General features: G+C 72.0%; 16 protein-coding genes. 8 read left to right on the top strand and 8 right to left on the bottom strand.

Annotated elements, in window-relative coordinates; all coding sequences use genetic code 11:
• Positions 1–10: 10 nt before the first annotated feature.
• The 3 genes from ACWDRB_RS23615 to ACWDRB_RS23605 are packed head-to-tail and all read right to left on the bottom strand — an operon-like array spanning position 11 to position 2,863.
• Positions 11–868: an ABC transporter permease gene (locus ACWDRB_RS23615; RefSeq protein ID WP_449896841.1), complete on the bottom strand. Its 858-nt coding sequence runs from the start codon at positions 866–868 to the stop codon at positions 11–13.
• Positions 865–1,794: an ABC transporter permease gene (locus tag ACWDRB_RS23610; protein ID WP_364241142.1), complete on the bottom strand. Its 930-nt coding sequence runs from the start codon at positions 1,792–1,794 to the stop codon at positions 865–867. Before ACWDRB_RS23610 ends, ACWDRB_RS23615 begins: the two co-directional genes overlap by 4 nt.
• A 19-nt stretch (positions 1,795–1,813) precedes the next feature.
• Positions 1,814–2,863 carry a LacI family DNA-binding transcriptional regulator gene (locus ACWDRB_RS23605; RefSeq protein ID WP_449896839.1) on the bottom strand — a complete coding sequence of 350 codons (1,050 nt, stop codon included), beginning with the start codon at positions 2,861–2,863 and terminating at the stop codon, positions 1,814–1,816.
• 184 nt (positions 2,864–3,047) lie between these two features.
• Here ACWDRB_RS23605 and ACWDRB_RS23600 point away from each other — a divergent pair, with 184 nt between their 5' ends.
• The 6 genes from ACWDRB_RS23600 (at position 3,048) to ACWDRB_RS23575 (ending at position 14,536) form a co-directional block, all read left to right on the top strand.
• Positions 3,048–3,983, top strand: coding sequence for a dihydrodipicolinate synthase family protein (locus ACWDRB_RS23600; protein WP_449896838.1), 936 nt, complete (start codon positions 3,048–3,050; stop codon positions 3,981–3,983).
• 38 nt (positions 3,984–4,021) lie between these two features.
• On the top strand, positions 4,022–6,106 hold the full coding sequence (locus ACWDRB_RS23595; RefSeq protein ID WP_449896836.1) for a golvesin C-terminal-like domain-containing protein: 2,085 nt from the start codon (positions 4,022–4,024) through the stop codon (positions 6,104–6,106).
• The gene (locus tag ACWDRB_RS23590; RefSeq protein WP_449896834.1) at positions 6,103–7,977 is read left to right on the top strand and encodes a glycoside hydrolase family 127 protein; all 1,875 of its coding nucleotides are present in this window, start codon (positions 6,103–6,105) and stop codon (positions 7,975–7,977) included. The genes ACWDRB_RS23595 and ACWDRB_RS23590 overlap by 4 nt, the downstream gene beginning before the upstream one ends.
• Positions 7,978–7,985: 8 nt before the next feature.
• Complete coding sequence (locus ACWDRB_RS23585; protein ID WP_449896832.1) at positions 7,986–9,824, top strand: MGH1-like glycoside hydrolase domain-containing protein; 1,839 nt, start codon at positions 7,986–7,988, stop codon at positions 9,822–9,824.
• Positions 9,821–11,425: an FAD-dependent oxidoreductase gene (locus tag ACWDRB_RS23580; protein ID WP_449896830.1), complete on the top strand. Its 1,605-nt coding sequence runs from the start codon at positions 9,821–9,823 to the stop codon at positions 11,423–11,425. Before ACWDRB_RS23585 ends, ACWDRB_RS23580 begins: the two co-directional genes overlap by 4 nt.
• A 69-nt stretch (positions 11,426–11,494) precedes the next feature.
• Positions 11,495–14,536, top strand: coding sequence for a GH92 family glycosyl hydrolase (locus tag ACWDRB_RS23575; RefSeq protein WP_449896828.1), 3,042 nt, complete (start codon positions 11,495–11,497; stop codon positions 14,534–14,536).
• A 20-nt stretch (positions 14,537–14,556) separates the two neighbouring features.
• Here ACWDRB_RS23575 and ACWDRB_RS23570 read toward each other — a convergent pair whose 3' ends face one another.
• Positions 14,557–15,504, bottom strand: coding sequence for a LysR family transcriptional regulator (locus ACWDRB_RS23570; protein WP_449896826.1), 948 nt, complete (start codon positions 15,502–15,504; stop codon positions 14,557–14,559).
• Between the two features lie 121 nt (positions 15,505–15,625).
• Between ACWDRB_RS23570 and dnaE the strand changes: the two genes are divergently transcribed.
• Positions 15,626–19,156 carry a DNA polymerase III subunit alpha gene (gene dnaE, locus ACWDRB_RS23565; RefSeq protein ID WP_449896824.1) on the top strand — a complete coding sequence of 1,177 codons (3,531 nt, stop codon included), beginning with the start codon at positions 15,626–15,628 and terminating at the stop codon, positions 19,154–19,156.
• Entirely contained in the window at positions 19,153–19,473 is a 321-nt protein-coding gene (locus ACWDRB_RS23560; protein ID WP_449896822.1) for a DUF6300 family protein, read from the top strand. Before dnaE ends, ACWDRB_RS23560 begins: the two co-directional genes overlap by 4 nt.
• Positions 19,474–19,518: 45 nt before the next feature.
• Here ACWDRB_RS23560 and ACWDRB_RS23555 read toward each other — a convergent pair whose 3' ends face one another.
• Genes ACWDRB_RS23555 through ACWDRB_RS23540 form a run of 4 tightly spaced genes read right to left on the bottom strand, consistent with a single transcriptional unit; the run spans position 19,519 to position 21,891 of the window.
• Entirely contained in the window at positions 19,519–19,911 is a 393-nt protein-coding gene (locus ACWDRB_RS23555) for a tautomerase family protein (RefSeq protein ID WP_449896820.1), read from the bottom strand.
• Between the two features lie 12 nt (positions 19,912–19,923).
• Positions 19,924–20,259, bottom strand: coding sequence for a cupin domain-containing protein (locus ACWDRB_RS23550; RefSeq protein ID WP_363968500.1), 336 nt, complete (start codon positions 20,257–20,259; stop codon positions 19,924–19,926).
• Between the two features lie 39 nt (positions 20,260–20,298).
• On the bottom strand, positions 20,299–20,856 hold the full coding sequence (locus tag ACWDRB_RS23545) for a TetR/AcrR family transcriptional regulator (protein WP_449896975.1): 558 nt from the start codon (positions 20,854–20,856) through the stop codon (positions 20,299–20,301).
• A 42-nt stretch (positions 20,857–20,898) separates the two neighbouring features.
• The gene (locus ACWDRB_RS23540; protein WP_449896818.1) at positions 20,899–21,891 is read right to left on the bottom strand and encodes a zinc-dependent alcohol dehydrogenase family protein; all 993 of its coding nucleotides are present in this window, start codon (positions 21,889–21,891) and stop codon (positions 20,899–20,901) included.
• Between the last annotated feature and the right edge of the window lie 54 nt (positions 21,892–21,945).

Here is a 21,945-nt window from a genome sequence, read left to right as displayed (position 1 = left end):
GTCGCCGCAGTCACCTGAGGTGTCCGCGTCCGTATCTGGCGGTGAGCTGGTCGCCGAGGATCCCGATGTTGATGATCAGCAGCGACAGCGCGACGCCGGGCAGAGTGGAGATCCACCAGGCGGTTTCGAGATACTGCTTTCCGTTCGCGATGGTCTGGCCCCAGGACACCGACGAGCCGGGCAGGCCGATGCCGAGGAAGCTGAGCCCGGCCTCGGCCAGCACGACGAGGGCGAACTCCAGCGTCGCCAGGGCCACGACCGGGCCGACCGTGAGCGGCAGGATGTGCCGGACCAGGATGGACGCCGGCCGTACGCCGAGCACGCGGGCCGCGTCGATCCAGGCCCGCTCCCGCATCGACAGCGCGACGCCGCGGGTGACCCGCGCGAAGGAGATCCAGGCCGTCGCGGAGAGCGCGATCACCACCACCAGCACGCTGCGCTCGAAGGCGCCCGCGATCACGATGGTCAGCAGGATCGCCGGGAAGGCGAGCAGGATGTCGATGCCGCGGGCGAGCACCGTGTCCAGCCGGCCGCGGAAGTAGCCGGCGACGATGCCGACGGTCACGCCGATCACGCAGCAGACGACGACCGTCGAGACACCGATGATCATCGACGTGCGGGCGCCGTAGACGACCTGGGCGAGGACGTCACGGCCGAGGCCGTCGGTGCCGAGCCAGGCGACGCCGCCCGACGCGAGCCGCGATCCCGGGCCGAGCAGCCGGTCGTCGAGGGAGACGCGCACGGGGTTGTAGTCGAGGACCAGCGGTCCCACCCCGGCGACCACGACGTACAGGGTCAGGACGGCGTACGGGATCCGGCTGAGCCACCGGCCGCGCACCACGGGCCGGCGGACGGCGACGGCGGTCATGCCGCACCGTCCAGCTTGATGCGCGGGTCGAGCTGGGAGTACAGCAGATCGGCCACGAGGTTGAACAGCATCACGATGCCCGCGATCAGAAACGTGGCCGCCTGCACGACGGCGTAGTCACGGTTGGAGACCGCGTCCACCACCAGCGTGCCGAGCCCCGGCCAGGCGAAGACGTTCTCGACCACGACCGCGCCGCCCATCAGGCCGCCCATGTGCAGCCCGACGATGGTCACCACGGGGATGAGGGAGTTGCGCAGCGCGTGGCCGAGCAGCACCTGCTGCTCGGTGAGCCCTTTGGAGCGGGCCGTCTGGATGTACGGCTCGCGCATCGTCTCCGCGACGCTGGTCCTGGTCAGGCGGGCCACGATGGCGGTGAACGGCAGAGCCAGCGTGACCGCCGGCAGGACCAGGTGAGCCGGTGAGCCCGCCCCGGCGCTGGGCAGCAGGCGGAAGGCCAGCGCGAAGACGAGGATCAGCATGATGCCCACCCAGAAGGTGGGGAACGACTGCAGGGCGATGGTGCCCGCGGTGACCAGCCGATCGACCGCGCCGCCCGGGCGCGCGCCGGCCAGCAGTCCGAGCACGAGGCCGAGGGACACGGCGATGACGGTGGAGGCGAGCATCAGGTCGGCGGTCGCGGGCAGGCGCTCGAACACCTCCGACATCGCCGGCCGGTCGAACCGGTAGGAGTCGCCGAACTGTAACCGGGCCACCTCGCCGAGGTAGCCGAGGTACTGGCTGAACACCGGCCGGTCGAGCCCGAGTTTCCCGGTGAGCTCGGCCACCTGCTCCCGGCTCGCGTCCGGGCCCAGCAGGATCGTGGCCGGATCGCCCGGGGCGACCCGGACGATGAGGAAGATGAGCGAGGCGGCGCCCCACATCACCAGCACGCCCACGAGCAGTCGTTTGGCGATGACCCGGATCATGTGGGCTTACCTGGTTCGGTCACTGCTGTCTCCTTGGTGGGGCCACGGTCGCGCCCGGCATGAGGGGGCACTCGACGTTCTCTCTGCGGGCATCCGGCTCGGGTGCCTCCAGCAGCCGCACCAGCAGGTGGGTGGCCTGCCGGCCCATCTGCTCCCGTGGGACCACCAGGCCGGTCCAGGGGGTGTCGGTGCGGTGCGCGCCGGTGGAGTCGCCCAGCACGACGACGCTCAGGTCGTCCGGGACCGACATCCCGTGCCGTCGCGCGCACTCCAGGAGCTCCTCGGCCAGGAGGACCTGCTCGGCGACCACGGCGGTGATGCCGCCGTGCCGGATCTCGGCCAGGAGGCCCGCCACGTCGTCGGCGGATTCCAGCGTCCACACCGGGCCCGTGAGCCGCCTGGCCTCACCGGCGGGCATCGCCCGCCGGAATCCCTTCTCCCGGTCCCGGCTGGGCTGGGCGTCGCCGTCACCGATGCGGGCGTACGCGACGCGCCTGTGTCCGAGCTCGAAGAGCCGTTCGGTGAGCTGCTGGGTCGCCGTGGCGTAGTCGGCCGCCACGTAGGAGACCGGCTCTCCCGACACCTCCCGGTGTCCCACGTAGACGAAGGGGAAGCCGGTGTCGCGCAGCCGCTGGATCTCCTCGACGTTCGGGTCACGCCCGAGCAGCAGCGCGCCGTCCGCGAGCGACAGCCGGGTGGACCCGTCGCGGAAGACCTGCCGCTCGCCGCCGAGGCTGGTGAACAGCAGGAGGTCGTAGCCGAGCTCCGCCGCCGCCTGCTCCATGCCGAGCAGGAACGGGAAGTAGAAGTCGACGCTGGTCGTCGGGAAGACCGGCTCGAAGGTGAACACGCCGATGATCTTGTTCTGGCCGCCGGCGAGGGATCTCGCCGAGGCGTTGGCGACGTAACCCCACTCGCGGATCGCCGCCAGCACCCGCTCCCGGGTCGCCTGGCTGATCCGGACGTCGGAGTCCCGCTCGTTCAGCACGAGCGAGACGGTGGCCTGGCTGACCCCCGCGAGGCGCGCGATATCGGCCTGGGTAGGCCTCCGTACCGGTCCGCGACTCATTCGGGCCTCCTGCTAATGCGCCTGACCCAACGAACGCAAAGTTTGACCCTCGCTTCTGTGAGGCGTCAATGGACCTGGGCGAAAAAGAACGCGGGAAACAAGAGCGAATTACTAATACCCATTAGCATCTAGCGTCCCGCGTTGATCGCGGATACCGTCCGGAGCGTTTGCCGAGGGAGGTGCCATGGATACCGACCATCCGGTCACCGGCATGATCATCCCGCTCGTCACCGCGCTCGACCGGGGCGGGCGGCCCGACCCGCCGGCCGTCCGGCCGCTGCTGGCCCACCTCGCGTCCGCCGGCGTCACCACGCTGATGCTGGCCGGCACCAACGGCGAGGGCCCGCTGCTGCCGGCCGACGCCGTCCGGGCGTACGCGGTGGAGGTGTCCGCCATGTGGCGCGACCTGGCGGGTGCGCCCGCCCGGGTCATGGTGGCCGCCGCCGGCACGGGCACCCGGGAGACCCTGCGGCGCATGGACCGCCTCGCGGAGCTCGACCTGGACGCCGTGGTCGTCCTCGCGCCGTCCTACTTCCGGCACACCGAGAGCGAACTGCACGCGCACTTCCGCGACCTCGCCCGCCACGGCCACCCCGTGGTCGTCTACAACAGCCCCGGATACACCGGTAACCCGGTCCCCGTGTCCGTGATGCGCCGCCTGCTCGACGAGCCGGCCGTCATCGGGTTGAAGGACAGCTCGGGGGACGCGGCCTTGTTCGCCGAGTTCTGTGCCCTGGCCGGAGAACGCCCCGGCTTCCAGGTGGCCCAGGGTGCCGAACGGCAGCTCGCCGACGGGCTCCGCACGGGGGCCGCCGGGCTGGTGCCGGGGGTGGGCATGCTCGCGCCCGCGCTCTGCGTCGACCTGCTCAAGGCCGGCCGTGGCGGCGACCACGCCACCGCGGCGGCGCTGCAGCACGACGTCGACCGGCTGGCCGCGCTCTTCGGAGTCCGCCCCGGGGTCAGCGGCGTGGTCGTGATCAAGACCGCGCTGCACCTGCTGGGGCTCTGCCCGCCGCACGCCGCGGCGCCGTTCCTGCCTCTCACCGAAACAGAGCTCGCCGAGCTGCGCGCCGCGCTGGGCCGGATCCATGACCTCGTAGGACCACTCGACCCGCAATAGACCCGAGCACCCCCCAAGCTCCTGCCGAGGAGAGTCGCATGACCATGCCCATCAGCCGGCGGGCCTTCGCCCTCGGGCTCGCCGCGGGCGCCGCAGCGGCCGCCCTGCCCTCCCCCGCCGCGGCCGCGCCGGCCGTGGCCCAGCCGTTCTTCGCGGAGGCCACCTTGTGGGACTCCGCCGTGGATCCGCTGGCCAGCTACCACGTGTACGGCCTGGCCGTCCTGCCCGACGACACGATCCTGGCCTGCACGGAAGGCCGGCACAAAGTGTGCGACGCCGGACCGCACGACCTGCTCGTCCGCCGCAGCACCGACGGAGGGAAGTCCTGGAACCCGTCGCAGACGGTGGCGGCGTCCGTCGACGGCGAGTCCTGGTCCAACCCCACCTTCGTGGTGGACCGGGTGACCGGCGAGGTGTTCCTCTTCCACGGGCTCTGCGTGCAGTTACCCGAGAACACGAGCTGCTCCGCCGACTCCAGCACGGTGTACGTCATCTCCAGCAAGGACGGCGGCGTCACCTGGAGCGAACCGCGCAGCCTGGCCGGGCTCTTCGACCACTTCCCGTACAACTGGGCGATGCACGGCCCGGGGCCCGGCCACGGCATCCAGCTCGACTCCGGCCGGCTGCTGCTCACCGTGTCCCACCGCACCATCATCACCGGCGTCCCGACCGCCGATCGCCACTACGGCGCCTCCACCGTCTACAGCGACGACCACGGCGCCACGTGGCAGTCCGGCGGCGAGGTGCCGATGGGCGACGGCTACCCCGTCGTGGGCGAGGCCAGGCTGGTGCAGCGTGCGGACGGCACGGTGGTGATGAACAGCCGGCCCGGTTCGGGCAACGACTGGCCACGGGACATCGCGGTCAGCACGGACGGCGGCCTGACCTGGTCGCCGCCCAGGATGGACTTCAGCCCCGCACTCTTCAACGGCGTCGACACCGGCCTCATCCGCTACACCGGCGGGCCGGGCGGCGAGGACGTCAACCGCGTGCTGTTCAGCCGGCCCGACTCGCCGATGCGCTGGAACATGACGGTCGCGGTGAGCTACGACGAGGGCCACTCCTTCAGGTACAGCCGCTCGGTCAACCCGGGCCGGGGATATTACTCGGACCTGGCGTCCCTGTCCGACGGCACGATCATCCTCCTCTACGGCTGCGACGGCGACCTCGACGGCTCTCCGCGGCGCGTGGCCGCCGCCCGGTTCAACCTGGAGTGGCTGACGCAGGGCCGGGACAGTCTGGTCACCCCTCCGAAGCTGACCGAGAGGACGCACGACCTGGGCCGCCCGGCGGCGCGGGCCAAGCTGTCGGGCGGGACGGTGACCGTGGTGGAGGAGGCCACGGCGCGCGGCGGCGCCCGCGCCGTCTTCACTCCCGGCGCGATCGGGGACTACATCGAGTACCCCTTGATCGTCGCCCCGGGCGGACGGGAGGAAGTGTGGCTGCGCTACTTCCGCTCCGGCGACGGGGGCCTCGTGACGGTGACCGTGGACGGGAAGGCGCCGCGCACCTCCACGCTGGATCTGACGTCGTTCCGCGGCGACGGGTACGACGTCGCCTACCTGGGCCGGATGGCGTTGCTGCCCGGCCCGCACACCATCCGCTTCACGCTGGCCGGCGCCGGCCGGGGTGGCGGCACGACCATCTCGCTCGACCAGCTGAGCCTCGTCCGGGGCTCCGCCGCGCCGGACGTCCGCGAGGAGGTCACCGTCGACAACGGCGGGCTCGGATTCGAGACCACCGGCACCTGGCCGAGCAGCAGGGGCGTCAGCGGATACTACGGCTTCAACTACCTGACGCACGCCCGCGGCACCGGCGCCAGCACCGCGCGATGGCGACCGGCGCTCCCGGGCGAGGATCGCTACGAGGTGCTCGTCTCCTACGCGGCCGACCCCAACCGGGCGACCAACGCCCCCTACGTCGTCCACCATGCCGCAGGCACCACTGCGGTGTCCGTCAACCAGCAGGTGCGCGGCGTACCCGACCCGCGCATGGGCGAATGGACGTCTTTGGGCACCTTCTCCTTCCGGGCCGGCCTCGAGGGATATGTCGAGCTCAGCGACGCGGCCAACGGCGTGGTCATCGCCGACGCCGTCCGGTTCCGCCGGCAGGCGCCCGCATGACGGCCGTGCCGAGCCCCGCCGCCGCGGTGGCGCTGCGCCCGCTGCCGCTCTCCGGCAGCCGCGTGGCGGGCGGGTTCTGGGCCCGGCGGCTGGACGCCAACCGGGCCGCGATCCCGCTCGGGCACGATCGGCTGGACGAAGCGGGCAACCTCGGCAATCTCCGGATCGCCGCCGGCGAGGCGGCCGGTGAGGCCCAGGGTGCGAGCTTCCGTGACTCCGACGTCTACAAATGGCTGGAGGCGGTCGCCTGGGAGCACGCCCGCAGCCCCGACGACGCGCTGCTGGACCACCTGCGCACGCTCGGCCGTACGATCGCGACGGCGCAACGCGAGGACGGATACCTCAACTCCGCGATCCAGGTCCGCGGCGAGGAGCGGTACGCGCGGCTGTGGATGAGCCACGAGCACTACTGCGCCGGCCACCTGATGCAGGCGGCCGTGGCCGCGGCCCGGGCGACCGGCGAGACGGAGCTGCTGCGGGTCGCCACCCGGCTGGCCGACCATCTGGCCGGCACGTTCGGCCCCGGCCTGCGCGAGGAGCTGGACGGCCACCCCGTGGTGGAGATGGCGCTCGTCGAGCTGTACCGGCAGACGGGCGAACGACGGTACCTGGACCTGGCCCGCCACTTCGTCGAAGCCCGCGGGCACGGTCGTGCCGTCAAGCCGGGCTTCGACCCCTCGCACTACGGCGACCCCGCCCACTACTCCGACCGGCTGCCCGTACGCGAGGCGGAGACGGTGGAGGGACACGCCGTGCGCGCCGTCTACTTCGCGGCGGGCGCCACCGACGTCGCCATCGAGACCGGCGACACCGAGCTGCTGGCCGTGATGCGCCGGCAGTACGACGTGATGCGCCGCCGCAAGCAGCACGTCACCGGCGCCGTCGGCGCGCGCTGGGACGGGGAGGCGTTCGGCGAAGCGTACGAGCTGCCGCCCGACCGGGCGTACGCGGAGACCTGCGCCGGGATCGGGGCCATGCAGTGGGCGTGGCGGCTGCTGCTGGCCACCGGCGAGTCCGCCTACGCCGACCAGATCGAGCTGCTGCTGTACAACGCCCTCCTGCCCGCGGTGTCGCTGACCGAGGCGGACTACTTCTACGTCAACACGCTGCACCGGCGGACCGGCGCCCGGGGCGACGTGCAGCGGTCACCGGCGCACGGCCGCCGTCCCTGGTTCAACTGCGCCTGCTGCCCGCCCAACGTGATGCGTACGCTGGCCGCCCTGCCCACGTACCTGGCTACCGGCACGGAGGACGGCCTCCAGGTGCACCTGTACGCCCAGAGCTCGCTGGCCTCGGGTGGGCTCGCCGTGGACGTCGGCACCGACTACCCGTGGGACGGCCTGGTCACGGTGACCGTGCGCGAGGCGCCGCCGCGCGAGATGGAGCTGGCGCTGCGCGTACCGGACTGGGCCGAGGGCTCCACCGTGGACGGCAAGCCGGTGGAGCCCGGCGGCTACGCCCGCGTCCGCCGGGTGTTCCGGCCCGGCGATCGGGTGGTGCTGCGGATGCCCATGCCCGCCCGGTTCATGGTGGCCGACGATCGCGTGGACGCCACGCGGGGGTGTGTCGCCGTCACCCGCGGGCCGCTGGTCTACGCGATCGAGCAGCCCGACCAGCCGTCCGGCGTCGTCCTGGAGGACCTCCGCATCAACACCGCCACGCCGCCGCGGCCCGAACACCGGCCGGACCTCCTCGGCGGCGTGACCGTGCTCCGAGCCGGCGGCGCGCTGGCAGGAGGGCCCGCCGAGTCCCCCTACCGGCCCCACGGGCAGCCGGCCCCGGCGGCGCGGCCCGCGGAGCTCACGCTGATCCCCTATTACGCCTGGGCCAACCGCGGGCCGCACGCCATGCGGGTGTGGATCCCCCTATGAAGGAAAAAATGCCGCATTACGCCCATGTCCAGGACTCGCTCGCCCGGGGCTGGAACACCTGGGACACGCGCAGCGTGCTCACCCACGTCCTCCTCCCCGACGCCCTGGGCCTGTCCCTCGGCCTGAAGGAGTACTACCGGGGCACGTCGCTGCGCGCCGCCCAGATCGGCCGCCGCACCGAGGGCGCGGAGACGGTCACCCTGGGCCGGCACGCCTACGACGGCGGCTACACCGAGACCACCGTGACGTGGGCGGGCGTCACGATCCGGGTGCAGACCGCGCACACCGGCGACGACCTCGTCGTGCTGGTGACACCCACCGCCAACCAGCACAAGAGCGCGCTGCTGACCGTGGGCGTCGCCTATCTGTGGAACCGGCCCGGCTCCGTCACCCGCGAGGGCGACCGGGTCACCGCCCAAGGGCCCGGCGGGACGGTCGAGGTCTTCTGCACGGCCCCGCACGTCGACGACCCCTACACCGACGTCGACGGGCCGTACCTGGCGATGGAGCTGACCGGCGCCGTCGGGATCAGCACCGGCCGTGCCCGCGACCTGCCGGAGATCGCGCGGATCGTCGCCCGCGCCTCGGCCGCGATCGGGGTGGCCGGCACCGACCCCCTGGCGCAGCACCGCGAGATCGTCAGGGACGCCATCTCCTGGAACACCGTCTACGAGCCCGCGCGCTCCCGCGTGATCACGACCGTCAGCCGGCTCTGGAACGTCGGCAAGCGCGGCGGCTACTCCCTGTTCTGCTGGGACGCGTTCTTCAACGCGCTGCTGGCGGCCGTGTCGAGCAAGGAGCTCGCCTACGTCAACACCGTCGAGATGCTGCGGGCCCTGACGCCGGAGGGCTTCGTGCCCAACGTCGAGCAGGGCACCGGCCGCACGACCCACGACGGGTCCCAGCCGCCGGTGGGCTCGCTGGTGGTCCGGGAGCTCTATCGCAGGTTCGGCGACCGGTGGTTCCTGGAGGAGTGCTTCGAGCCGTTGTTGTCCTGGAACCGCTGGTGGTGGCGGGTGCGCCGGGACGGTGACCTGCTGTGCGCCGGCTCGACGTACTTCGACCCCGAGTTCCCCTCGCCGCAGGACATCCCCCGCATCCACCAGCATTTCGGCGCGACCTGCGAGACCGGCTGGGACAACCACCCGGTCTTCGAGGACGTGCCCTTCGACCAGGCCAAGAGCCTGCTCGCCGCCCACGACGTGGGCCTGAACAGCCTGTACGCGGCCGACTGCGAGGCGCTGGCCGACATCGCCGACGTCCTCGGCGACCAGGAGGCCGCGGCGGAGCTGCGCGAGCGGCACGCGGCCGTCGTGGCGGCGATGGAGTCCCTGTGGGACGAGCCGAGCGGCGTCTACCGCAGCAGGCGCACCGACACCGGGCTGCCGACCGAGCGGCTGTCCACGATGAGCTTCTACCCCATGCTGGCCGGCGTCGGCGCGGGGGAACGGACCCGGCGCATGGTGTCCGGGCGCCTGATGACCGACGACGGCTTCGGCGGCGAATGGCTGCTGCCCACCTCGCCCCGCGACGAGCCGGTCGACGTCGGCGAGGGCAGCTACTGGGCGGGACGGGCGTGGCCGCCGGTGAACTTCCTCGTCTACCTGGGGCTGCTGCGCGCCGGGGAACGGCCCGCGGCCGCATGGCTCGCCGAAGGCAGCTCCCGGCTCGTGCTGAAGGAATGGAACGAGCACCGCCACGTGCACGAGAACTACTCCAGCGTGCACGGCGGCGCGTGCGACAAGCCCAACAGCGAGCCGTTCCAGACCTGGGGCGCGCTGCTGAGCCTCATCGTCCTCATGGAACGCGGCGAGGTCGACTTCTTCGAGAAAGGTGATGTGATTTGAGCGGCGCCGAGGTGGACGTCCTGGTGGTCGGGGGCGGGATGGGCGGGGTCGCCGCGGCGCTGGCGGCGCTGCGGCGCGGCCGGACCGTCGTGCTCACCGAGGAGACCGACTGGCTGGGCGGGCAGCTCACCAGCCAGGGCGTGCCGCCGGACGAGCATCCGTGGATCGAGCAGTTCGGCGCGACCCGCTCCTACCGCAGGTTACGCACGGCCATCCGCGACCACTACCGCACCTGGTACCCGCTGACCCGCGAGTCCCGGGAGGCGCCCGACCTCAACCCGGGGCGCGGCACGGTCAGCAGGCTCTGCTGCGAGCCCCGGGTGGCCGCCGCGGTGCTGGCCGACATGGTCGGCCCGTACCTCGCCGCCGGGCGGCTGACGATCCGCTACCTGCACCGGCCGGTGGCCGCCGACGTGGACGGCGACCGGGTGACCGGGGTGACCTTCGCGGGCCCGGACGGCGAGCCGTTCCACGTGCGCGCGGCGTACGTGCTCGACGCCACCGAGCTGGGCGACCTGCTGCCCCTGGCGGGGATCGAGCACGTCACCGGTTTCGAGTCGGCCGCGGAGACCGGCGAGCCCAGCGCCCCCGCGCAGGCGCAGCCGGCCAACATGCAGGCGTTCTCCTGGGTCTTCGCCGTCGAGCACCGCGCCGGTGAGGACCACACCGTCGACCGGCCCAAGGACTACTCCTTCTGGCGCGACTACCGGCCGCCGTTCTGGCCGGACCGGCTGCTCAGCCTCGTCGCGCCCGACCCGCGCACGCTGGAGCCGAAGCCGCGCAGGTTCGTGCCGCACGCCTCGTCGGGCCCGGTCGTCGCCGACCAGAGCCGCGACCCGGGCGACACGGATCTGTGGGTGTTCCGGCGCATCCTGTGCCGCGAGGTGTTCGAGCCCGGCTTCGCGGTCAGCGACGTCGTCGTGGTCAACTGGCCGCAGATCGACTACCTCCCCGGGCCGCTGATCGGCGTCACCGAGGACGAGCGGGCCCGGCATCTCCAGGGCGCCAGGGACCAGGCGCTCAGCATGCTCCACTGGCTGCAGACCGAGGCGCCCCGGCCCGACGGCGGCACCGGCTGGCCGGGGCTGCGGCTGCGCCCCGACGTCATGGGCACCGCCGACGGCCTGGCCAAGAGCCCCTACATCCGCGAGTCGCGGCGCATCCGCGCCCGCCGCACGGTCGTGGAGCACGACCTGTCGCTGGCGGTGCGCGGCGAGCACGGCGCGGTCGCCTACCACGACACCGTGGGCGTCGGGATGTACCGCATCGACCTGCACCCCTCCACCGGCGGCGACAACTACATCGACGTGGCGAGCTGCCCGTTCCAGATCCCCCTGGGCGCGCTGCTGCCCGTCCGCGTGCGCAACGTGCTGGCCGCCGGGAAGAACCTCGGCACCACCCACATCACCAACGGCTGCTACCGCCTGCACCCGGTGGAGTGGAACGCCGGCGAGGCGGCCGGCGCGCTGGCGGCGCACTGCCTGGACAACCGGCTCGAACCGGCGCAGGTCCACGAGGATCCCGCGGCGCTCGAACGGTTCCAGGCCGAGCTGGTCGCCGACGGTTTCGAGCTGGCCTGGCCGCAGGTGCGGGGATACTGACCGCTTCCGGACTTTTGGTCTTACGTAGGTGTTCATGGCTCAGTTAGTGTGAGCCGGTGTGATCATGAGGTGTTCACTCCCCGCTCGTGGCTCGCCGCCGCGATCATCGGCACGGTGCTCAGCACGGTGCTCAGCACGGTGCTCAGCACGGCCGTCGCCGTCCCGGCAGCCGCAGCCCACTCCCCCGCCAAGGTCACCGATCCCGCCAAGGTCACCGATCCGGTACGCCACGTCGATCCGCTGATCGGATCGGCCAACGGCGGCAACACCTACCCCGGCGCCGTCCTGCCGTTCGGGATGATCTCGTGGAGCCCGACCAACACGGCGGGCGACCAGACCAACGCCGCGGGCGCCAACGGCTACTCCTACAACACGCCCCGCGTGCGGGGCTTCGCGCTCACGCACGTCAACGGCGCGGGCTGCCATCCGGGGGCCGCCGGGGACGTCCCGATCATGCCGTTCGCCGGCCAGGTCACCTCGTCGCCGACCGCGGACAAGACCGACGCGATCTACGCGAGCACGTTCAGCCACGACAAGGAGAGCGCGCGGCCCGGCCGGTACACGGTCACGCTGGACTCCGGCGTCAGGACCGACCTCGCGGTCACGACCCGCGCGGGCGTGGGCGAGTTCAGCTTCCCGGAGGGCTCGCCGGCCAGCCTGCTGTTCCGGGTGTCCAACTCGCTCAACGGCAGCGAGGACGCCGAGATCACGATCGACCCCGCCACCCGTACGGTCACCGGCTCGGTGCTGACCGGCGCGTTCTGCGGCCGCCGGGCCAACGGCGGCGTCAACAACCGCAAGAGCTACTACCGGCTGCACTTCGCCGCCTCGTTCGACCGCGCCTTCGCCGCCACCGGCACCTGGGTGAACGGCGACCTGCGCCCCGGCACCACGACGGCGAGCGGCGGCGAGGGCTACGCCACGGGCGCCGACCGCGCGGGCCGCGGCTCCGGCGGGTACGTCACCTTCGACGGCGCCGACGTCCGCATGAAGGTCGGCATCTCCTACACCAGTCTGGCGGCGGCCAGGCAGAACCTGGCCGAGGAGATCTCCGGGCGGGACGACGTCGCGTCCGTGGCCGCCCGGGCCACCCGCGCCTGGAACGAGCGGCTGCGCTCGGTCGAGGTGGCCGGCGGCTCGGCGGACCTGCTGACCACGTTCTACACGGCGATGTACCACGCCTACCTGCAGCCCAACGTGACCAGCGACGTCGCGGGCACCTACCTCGGCGGCGACCGGCAGGTGCACCGGCTGGCCCGGGGCCAGGGCGTCCAGTACGGCAACTTCTCCGGCTGGGACCAGTACCGCGCGCACACCCAGCTCCTGGCCCTGCTCGAACCGCGGGTCGCCGGCGACTACGCCCAGTCCCTGTACAACCTGGCGCGGCAGAACGGCGGCGTCTGGGACCGCTGGGTGCACGTCAACGGCCCCACCCACGTGATGACCGGCGACCCGTCGGCCCCCGCGCTCGCCGGCTTCTACGCGCTCGGCGTGCGCAACTTCGACGTGCGCGGGGCCTTCGACTCCCTGCTCGCGCAGGCGACAGTGCCGCACCCGTCCGGCCTGTCGGACAAGGGGTGCCCGGGGCAGTGCGAGGGCCAGCGCCCGAACCTGGCCGAGTACCTGCGGCTCGGCTACGCGCCCCAGGACACCTGCCACTGCTGGGGCGGCGCGGCGGAGACGCTGGAGGACGCGACCGCCGACTTCGCGCTCGCGGACTGGGCGGGCCGGCTCGGCCGCACCGCCGAGCGCGACCTGCTGATGCCGCGGGCGAGCTGGTGGCGTAACACGTTCAACCCGTCGGCCGGGCCGGAGGGCGGCTACCAGCAGGCGCGCAAGGCCGACGGCGGCTGGCTGTGGCCGTTCTCGGCGACCTCGGACGCCGGTTTCGCGCAGGGCACCAGCGCCACCTACACCTGGATGGTCCAGCACGACGTCTCGGGGCTGGCCGCCGCCATGGGCGGCCGGGAGCAGGCGGCCAAGCGGCTCGACACGTTCTTCCACCGCGCCGACGGCTCGTGGGCGACCGGCGGCGACGGTTTCCGCTACGACCCGACGAACGAGCCCGGCATCCACGTCCCGTGGCTCTACAACGCGCTGGGGCAGCCGTGGAAGACCCAGGAGACGGTACGCGCGATGGCCTCCCTCGTGTACAAGACCGGCCCCGGCGGCCTGCCCGGCAACGACGACCTCGGCACCATGTCCGCCTGGTACGTCTTCGCCGCGCTCGGCATGTACCCCCAGACGCCGAGCCGGGCCGAGATGCTGCTGTCCAGCCCCATGTTCCCGAAGGCGTGGATCAAGCGCGGCAACGGCCGCACGATCACCGTCAGCGCCCCGCAGGCCGCCCCCGAGGCCGTCTACGTCCAGGACGTGAAGGTCGACGGCAAGGCGTACACCCGCTCCTGGCTGCCCGAGTCCCTGCTCGACAAGGGTGGCGACGTCGTGGTGAACGTCGGCGCCACTCCCGACACCTCGTGGGCGACCGCACCCGGCGACCTCCCCGTGGACCGCGTCCCCGCCGCCGAGGCCCCGATCCCGAACCTGCCCGCCGCGTGCGAGCCGTCCGGCTCCTCCTGCGCCCAGAGACTCCAGTACGACGTGGACGGCGTGGCCACCGCGGACGCCAAGCCCCAGGGCAACCTGGACGGCAAGGGCTGGAGCTTCCCGGCCGAGCAACTACCCGAGCCGGGCCTGCGCACCGTGTCGGGCGGCGCCTACCTGATCCCGGAGACCAGGGGCGCGGCGGGCAACTTCCACGGCCTGCGCGGCCAGCGCACCTACCTCACGCCGGGCCGCTACCAGGCCCTCGACCTGCTGGTCACGGCCGTGAACGGCGACCAGCAGACCGAGCTCACGATCACCTACGCGGACGGCACGACCTCCACGGCCCCGCTGAAGGTGACCGACTGGGCGAGCGCGTCACCGCGCTTCGGAGAGGAGGCGGCGATCACGGCCGGCACCCGCTACAACGTCAACGGCACGGCCGACGGGCGCAAGGTGAGCATCTGGCGGGTGTCGGTGCCGGTGGACGCGGCCCGCGAGGCGGTCTCGTTCACCAGCCCGGCGATGCCCAACGTCAAGATCTTCGCACTCACGACCCGCGACTGACCGGCCGGGCACCCACTCGGTCATGCGCTGAAGGCGGCGCGGTCGGGGTCCGGCAGCCACTGGCGGTGCGGGTCGAACGGCCGGTAGTTGTCCGTCACGTACCGGACGAGCCGGGCCAGCACCGGGTGATGGCTGTGCCGGTGGAAGATCAGCGAGCACGGGTACACGGGGGCGGGGGCGACGACCGGGATCTGGACGGTACGCGGGTGCCAGGGCATCCGGAGCCCCTCCCCCACGAACCCGATGCGTTGGCCGGAGCCGATCTGCTCCACGAAGTACTCCCAGCCGAAGTCCGGCCCCGCGGTGTCGATCGGGATGTCGAACGCGGCGCTCAGGAGGCGGTAGAACTCGGCCCATTCACTGTCCGGGACGTTGCCGGGCATCCACACGGTCGTCCCGGACAGGCGTTCCACCTCCACCTCCCGCAGGCCGGCGAGTGGATGGTCGCGGCCGACCAGCAGATGCACGGGCTCGAGGTAGGCCGGCACGTGCCGCAGGTCCTCCTCCAGCGTCCCGCTGACACGGACGAAGGCGGCGTCGAGGGACCCGCGGACGAGCGCGCCGCGGGCCGATCTGAGCCCGTTCGAGGTGATGACCTCGACGTTCACGTCCTCGACGGTCTCGTGGAACTCCCGGATCAGGTCGCTGGAGCGCAGCCGGGTGTCCAGGACGTCGACCCGGAGCGAGCGGCGCCGGCCTTGCAGCACTTCGCGTGCCTGGTCGGCGATGCCGACGAGGGCGCGAGCGTGGTGCAGGAACGTCTTGCCGTCCTCGGTGAGGTCGGCCCCCGTGCGGGTGCGGGAGAACAGCCGTACGCCGAGGTCGGACTCGAGCTTGGCGATCCGCTTGGAGACGGCCTGCTGGCTGATGCCCAGCCTGGCGGCGGCCTCGCTGAAGTAGCGGTCCTCGGTGATGACGACGAAGGCGCGGACGGCGGCGAGGTCCAGGTCGAACGCCGCCTCTTCCACCACTGGTGGTTGTGGCTCTTCGGTGTGTCGATTGTTGGACAACCGGGCCTGCTCTCGGGTCGAATGCTCGGGTTCGCGGGTGAGCCTACAACCAGGAGGCGTGGTCTCGGTGGGATCTTTCGTGCATCTCCACGTGCATACGGAATACAGCATGCTCGACGGCGCGGCCAAGGTCGGGCTGTTGATGGACGAGGTCTCCCGGCAGGGGATGCCCGCGGTGGCCATGAGCGACCACGGGAACGTGCACGGGGCGTACGAGTTCTACCAGGCGGCGCGCAAGACGGGGATCAAACCGATCATCGGCATCGAGAGCTACGTCGCCCCGCTCTCGCGGCACCACCGGCAGCCGGTGTACTACAGCGACAACCTCGCGCTGCGCCGCTCCAACGACGGGACCGGCGAGGGTGGCGACGTCTCCGGGCGCGGCCTGTACACGCACATGACGATGTGGGCGACCGGGGCGCAGGGCCTGCGGAATCTGTTCCGGCTGCAGTCGCGGGCCTGGCTGGAAGGCCACGTCCAGAAATATCCGCGTATGGATGACGAATTGCTCGCCGAGTACGGCCAGGGCATCGTCGCCACGACCGGCTGCCCATCCGGCGAGGTGCAGACCAGACTGAGGCTCGGCCAGTACGCCCAGGCCGTCGAGGCGGCGGCCCGCTGTCGCGACATCTTCGGCAGGGACAACTATTTCCTGGAGCTGATGGATCACGGCCTGGCCATCGAGCGCCGGGTCCGCGAGGAGCTGCTCAAGCTCGGCAAGGAGCTCGGCCTGCCGCCCCTGGCCACCAACGACTCGCACTACGTCACCGAGAACCAGGCCCCGGCGCACGACGCACTGCTGTGCGTGGGCACCGGCAAGCGGCTGGCCGACGCCGACCGGTTCCGGTTCGGCGGCAGCGGCTACTACGTCAAGTCCGCCGCCGAGATGCGCGCGCTGTGGGACGCCGAGGTGCCGGGGGCCTGCGACAACACGCTGCTGATCGCCGAGCGGGTCGGCGACTACGGCGAGGTGTTCGCCCACCGGGACCTGACGCCGCGCTTCCCCGTGCCCGAGGAGGAGAGCGAGGCCAGCTGGCTGCGCAAGGAGACCCTCAAGGGCGCCCGCCGCCGCTACGGCCGGCCGTCACAGGAGGTGCTCGACCGCATCGACTACGAGCTGTCGGTCATCGAGGCCATGGGCTTCCCCGGCTACTTCCTGGTGGTGGCCGACATCTGCCGCCATGCCCGGGAGCGCGGCATCGGCCTGGGCCCCGGCCGCGGCTCGGCCACCGGATCGATCGTCGCGTACTGCACGGGGATCACCCAGCTCGACCCGATCGAGCACAAACTCATCTTCGAACGCTTCCTCAACCCCGAGCGCATCTCCATGCCGGACGTCGACCTCGACTTCGACGACCGGCGGCGCGACGAGATGATCGACTATGTCACCCGCAAGTACGGCGACGACCGCGTCTGCCAGATCGTCACCTTCGGCACCATCAAGGCCAAGGCCGCCGTCAAGGACTCCTGCCGCGTGCTGGGCCTGCCGTACGCCTTGGGCGACCGCATCACCAAGGCGTTCCCGGCGGCGGTCGGCGGCAAGGAGATCCCGCTGGCCGCCGTCCACGACAAGGGCCACCCCCGGCACGGCGAGGCGGCCGAGCTGCGCCAGATGTACGAGCAGGACCCCGACGTCAAACGGGTGCTCGACACCGCGGCCGGCATCGAGGGCCTCACCCGCGGCACCGGCATCCACGCCGCGGGCGTGATCCTGTCCAGCGAGCCCCTGATCGACGTGATCCCGCTGGTCAAGCCCAAGGCCGGCGGCCCGATCGTGACCGGCTTCCCCTTCACCCAGGCCGAGGACATGGGCCTGCTGAAGATGGACTTCCTCGGCCTGCGCAACCTCACGGTGATCGGCGACGCGATCGCCAACGTCCGGGCCAACAAGGGCGTCGACATCGACATCCTCGACATCCCCATCGACGACGCCACCACGTACCGGCTGCTGGCGCGCGGCGACACGCTCGGCGTCTTCCAGCTGGACGGCGGCGGCATGCGGGTCCTGCTGAAACTCATGCAGCCCACCACGTTCACCGACATCGCGGCGGTGAACGCGCTGTACCGGCCCGGGCCGATGGAGATGAACGCCCACACCAACTACGCCCTGCGCAAGACCGGCAAGCAGCCGGTCGAGCCGATCCACCCCGAGCTGGAGGAGGCCCTGGAGCCCATCCTGGGCGACACCTACCACCTGGTCGTCTTCCAGGAGCAGGTCATGGCCATCGCCCAGCAACTGGCCGGCTACTCGCTCGGCGCCGCCGACATGCTGCGCCGGGCCATGGGCAAGAAGAAGAAAGAGGTCCTGGACGCCGAATGGGACCGCTTCTCCGCCGGCATGAGCGGCCGCGGCTTCTCCGCCGAGGCGATCAAGGCGGTCTGGGACGTCCTCGTCCCCTTCAGCGGCTACGGCTTCAACAAGTCCCACACCGCCGGGTACGGCCTGGTCTCCTACTGGACCGCCTACCTCAAGGCCAACCACCCCCAGGAGTACCTCGCCGCGCTGCTCACCTCCGTCGGCGACGACAAGGACAAGATGGCCGTCTACCTGTCGGACTGCCGCCGCCTGGGCATCAAGGTGCTGCCCCCGGACGTCAACGCCAGCCGATTGGACTTCGCCGCCGTCGGGTCCGACATCCGCTTCGGCCTGGGCGCCGTACGCAACGTCGGGGCCGGCGTCGTGGACGCCATCGTCGCCGCCCGGGAGGCCCAGGGCCGCTACATCGACTTCAACGACTTCCTCGGCAAGGTCCCGACGGCGGTCTGCAACAAGCGCGTCATCGAGTCGCTGGCCAAGGCCGGCGCGTTCGACAGTCTCGGGCATCACCGCAAGGCCCTGGTCGCCGTCCACGAACAGGCCGTCGACTCGATCATCGACGTCAAGCGGAACGAGGCCCGCGGCCAGGACTCGCTGTTCGGGGAGCCGAGCCGGAGCGGCGGCGCCTTCTCCATCGCGATCCCCGAGGGCGAGTGGGACGGCGACACCCTGCTGGACTTCGAGCGCGAGATGCTCGGCCTGTACGTCTCCAGCCACCCGCTCGACGGCGCCGAACGCGTCCTGGACGCCAACCGCGACACCACCCTCGCCGACCTGCTGGCCTCCGGGCGGCAGGACGGGGCGACCCGGATCAGCGGCATCGTCTCCGGCCTGCAGCGCAAGGTCACCAAGCAGGGCAGCCCGTGGGCGATCGTCACCCTCGAGGACCACGACGCCGCCATGGAGGTGCTCGTCTTCCCCAAGACCTACACCCTGTACGGCGAGGCGCTGGCCCAGGACCGCGTGATCTCCGTGCGGGGCCGGATCAACGTGCGCGACGAGACGATGAGCGTGTACGGCGAGGAGATCGCCCTCCTCGACGTCTCCCGGGCGGACACCGAGCCTCCCGTGGTGATCTCGATCCAGGAGACCCAGCTGAGCCCACGGCTCGTCCAGGAGTTCAAGCACATCCTGACCACCCATCCCGGCCGCGCACCCGTACACGTGCGCCTGCACCGCCCCGGCGCCAGAAGCGTGCTGCTGGACCTCCAGCCGTTCCGGGTCACCGCCGAACCGGCGCTCTACGGCGACGTCAAGGCCCTGCTGGGCGCGGACGCGATCGGCGGGGCATGACCGGCGACCCGCCCTGCCCCCGGTGCCGCACCGACAGCGTCCTCGCCGTGCTGCGCCTGCCGCACACCTGGACGAACGCGTCGGGGAACGAGGTCCGGGGCGTCAGCGAGGTCCTGCTGTGCGCCCGCTGCGACGCCGGCGATCCGGTCGCCGGGCCGATCGTCGCGTACTTCGCGGTGCACGGATGCGTGCGACCGGAGCACACCGCCGAGCTGGCGCGGGCGCTGCGCCACTGGGCCGATCGGGCCCGGCCCCCGCGCCCGGACGAGAACGCGCCGGCGGCCGAGACCGAAGCCTGGTACCGCGGCGACCCGTGAGCGGCCTTATCGGGCGGCCTCACTGGGCAGCCTCACTGGGCAGCCTCACTGGGCGGCGGCGTACTGTGCCACGCCCTCGCCGAACGACCAGTCGAGCAGCGAGTTCTCGCTGACCGTGACGAACACGTTGCGCGGCTCGGTCCCCGCGTACTCCTCGGCGAGCTCGGCGATCCGGCGGTAGAGGGCCTGCTTCTGGTCGGCGGTGCGTCCCGCGCGCATGGTGACGGCCACGAACACGAGGTCGTCGTCCCGGTGGATGCCGAGGTAGCCGTCGTCGTAGCGGAACGTGCCCCGCGTGCCGTCATGGCTGGTGAGCACCTGGAACAGGTCGTCCTGCGGGATGCCGATGGCCTCCACCAGGGCGTCGTGCACGGCCCGGCCCAGGGCCTCCAGCCGCTTCCGGTCCGCACGGAGCGCGTCGATCCGAACAAAGGGCATGGGTTCCTTCTTTCACAGCGATTCGATGAGTGGCTGGTCGCCGGTGAGCAGGTAACTGGCCACGAACGTGGCCGGCTCGGTGGCGGAGAGGTTGTCGAAGCGGCGGACGGTCGCGCCGGCGGGCTCGAAGAAGGCGCTGCCGGCGCGGAGCTCCTGCGCGGGGTGCCCGTCGAGCTCGTACACGATCCGGCCTGCGGTGACGTAACCGGCGACGCCGCCGGGGTGGGTGTGCGGGCCGCTCGCCGCCCCCGGCGGCAGGGTGACCCGGTGCGTCTCCACCCGGTCGATCCGCCCGGGCCGGCCGGCCAGGTCGCCTGTCACCAGGTGCTCGCGGCTGATGGCGCTCATGGTGGTGCTCCCTTCACGTGCTCACTTCACGTGCTCACTTCACTGGGCATGTCCGGCGAGCAGGCCGAGCGCGCCGTCGACGGCCTGCGCGTACACCTCCGCGTCGGCGGCGGCGCGGGCCAGCACGTATCCGCCCTGCAGCACCGCGACCAGCGCGGTGGCGGTGGCCGCCGGGTCGGGCCCGGCGGCGAGCTCGCCGCCGGCCCGCGCTTCCTCGAGGACGGCGGCGAGCCGGGTCCGAAGCCAGGAGAAGGTCTCCTCGACCGGACGGCGCAGCTCGGGATCGGCCATCACGTCCGGGTCCTGGGTCAGCCGGCCGACCGGGCAGCCCCGCAGCGCGTCGCGCTCCCGGCTCAGGTAGGCGGTGATCCGCTGGAGCGGGGTGCCGGGGCCGGACAACTCCGCCTCCGCGCGTCCGCGCATGTCGTCGGCGCTCCGGGCGATCGCGGCCAGCGCCAGGTCGGGCTTGCCGCGGAAGTGGTGGTACATGCTGCCCTGCCCCGCCCCGGACCGCTGCTGGATCGCCTTCGGCGAGGTGCCCACGTAGCCGCGCTCCCACAGCAGCTCGCGGGTGCTCTCGATCAACCGTTCCCTCATGTCCACGCCACGAGCGTACATACTAGTAGGTACAGAAGGCAACTAAGTCGTAACGACGATCTTGCCGAACTGGGTGTTGGACTCCATGTGCCGGTGCGCCTCCACGATCTCCTCCAGCGGGAACAGGCGGTCCACGACCGCGCGGAAGGCCCCGGTACGCAGCCCCGAGGCGACGAACGCCGCGGCGCGGCACATCCGCCGCGGGTCCCTGGTGATCTCATGCACCGTGTACGTGCGCAGGTTCAGCGCCGGCATGCCCAGGTCGAACCCCGGATAGGGCGTCGGCTGCCCGCTCTGCGCACCCCACAGGAACAGCGTCCCGTCGGCCGCCACGGCTCTGGCCAGCTCCGTCACGCCCGGTCCGGCGACGGCGTCGAAGACGTACTCGGCTCCCCGGCCGCCGGTCAGCGCCAGGATGCGGCCCGCCACGTCCTCCTCGTCCGAGACGATCACCTCGGCCGCGCCCTCCTCGATCAGCCGCCGCCTCTTGGCATCGGTGCGGGTGACGGCGATCGGCGTGGCGCCCAGGCGGCTGGCCGTGCGGATCGCGGCCAGGCCGACGCTGCTGGAGGCCGCGTTCACCACCGCCACGTCGCCCGCCCGCATCCCGCCGACCTCCACCATCGCGCCGTAGGCCGTCAGGTAGGGCATCCACACCGCCGCGCCGGAGACCGCGTCCACCCCGTCGGGGCGCGGCACGAGCGAGGTCGCCGGCGCGATCGCGCGTTCGGCGTACATGCCGTAGTCGTTGTAGGAGAAGTTCGGCACGACGCTGACCGCCTGGCCCTCCTCGAACCCGGTCACCTCCGGGCCGACCGCCTCGATCACACCCGCGGCCTCGGAGCCGAGCCCGGCCGGGAACCGCTTGACCGGCTCGATGTACCGGCCGCTCCGGAACAGCCCCTCCGCCCGGTTGACCCCGATCGCGTCCACCCGGATCCGCACCTCGCCCGGCCCTGGCTCGCCTGGCTCCAGGTCCTCCAGCCGCATCACCTCAGGCCCGCCGACCTCGTGGAACCGCACAGTCCTCGCCATGACAACGTCCTTCTCTCTCAGCTCGAACGCGGCTCACTGTAGAGAGAAGTCCGA

The organism is Nonomuraea sp. NPDC003707 (assembly GCF_053587055.1).
Note: the sequence above shows the minus strand (reverse complement) of the source record. Positions and strands in the feature narration are given on the sequence as shown.

Excerpts from the sequence above, each read along its gene's own strand:
- ACWDRB_RS23615 (WP_449896841.1), bottom strand. The coding sequence starts at position 868 with ATGACCGCCGTCGCCGTCCGCCGGCCCGTGGTGCGCGGCCGGTGGCTC.
- ACWDRB_RS23610 (WP_364241142.1), bottom strand. The coding sequence starts at position 1,794 with ATGATCCGGGTCATCGCCAAACGACTGCTCGTGGGCGTGCTGGTGATG.
- ACWDRB_RS23605 (WP_449896839.1), bottom strand. The coding sequence starts at position 2,863 with ATGAGTCGCGGACCGGTACGGAGGCCTACCCAGGCCGATATCGCGCGC.
- ACWDRB_RS23600 (WP_449896838.1), top strand. The coding sequence starts at position 3,048 with ATGGATACCGACCATCCGGTCACCGGCATGATCATCCCGCTCGTCACC.
- ACWDRB_RS23595 (WP_449896836.1), top strand. The coding sequence starts at position 4,022 with ATGACCATGCCCATCAGCCGGCGGGCCTTCGCCCTCGGGCTCGCCGCG.
- ACWDRB_RS23590 (WP_449896834.1), top strand. The coding sequence starts at position 6,103 with ATGACGGCCGTGCCGAGCCCCGCCGCCGCGGTGGCGCTGCGCCCGCTG.
- ACWDRB_RS23585 (WP_449896832.1), top strand. The coding sequence starts at position 7,986 with ATGCCGCATTACGCCCATGTCCAGGACTCGCTCGCCCGGGGCTGGAAC.
- ACWDRB_RS23560 (WP_449896822.1), top strand. The coding sequence starts at position 19,153 with ATGACCGGCGACCCGCCCTGCCCCCGGTGCCGCACCGACAGCGTCCTC.
- ACWDRB_RS23555 (WP_449896820.1), bottom strand. The coding sequence starts at position 19,911 with ATGCCCTTTGTTCGGATCGACGCGCTCCGTGCGGACCGGAAGCGGCTG.
- ACWDRB_RS23550 (WP_363968500.1), bottom strand. The coding sequence starts at position 20,259 with ATGAGCGCCATCAGCCGCGAGCACCTGGTGACAGGCGACCTGGCCGGC.
- ACWDRB_RS23545 (WP_449896975.1), bottom strand. The coding sequence starts at position 20,856 with ATGAGGGAACGGTTGATCGAGAGCACCCGCGAGCTGCTGTGGGAGCGC.
- ACWDRB_RS23540 (WP_449896818.1), bottom strand. The coding sequence starts at position 21,891 with ATGGCGAGGACTGTGCGGTTCCACGAGGTCGGCGGGCCTGAGGTGATG.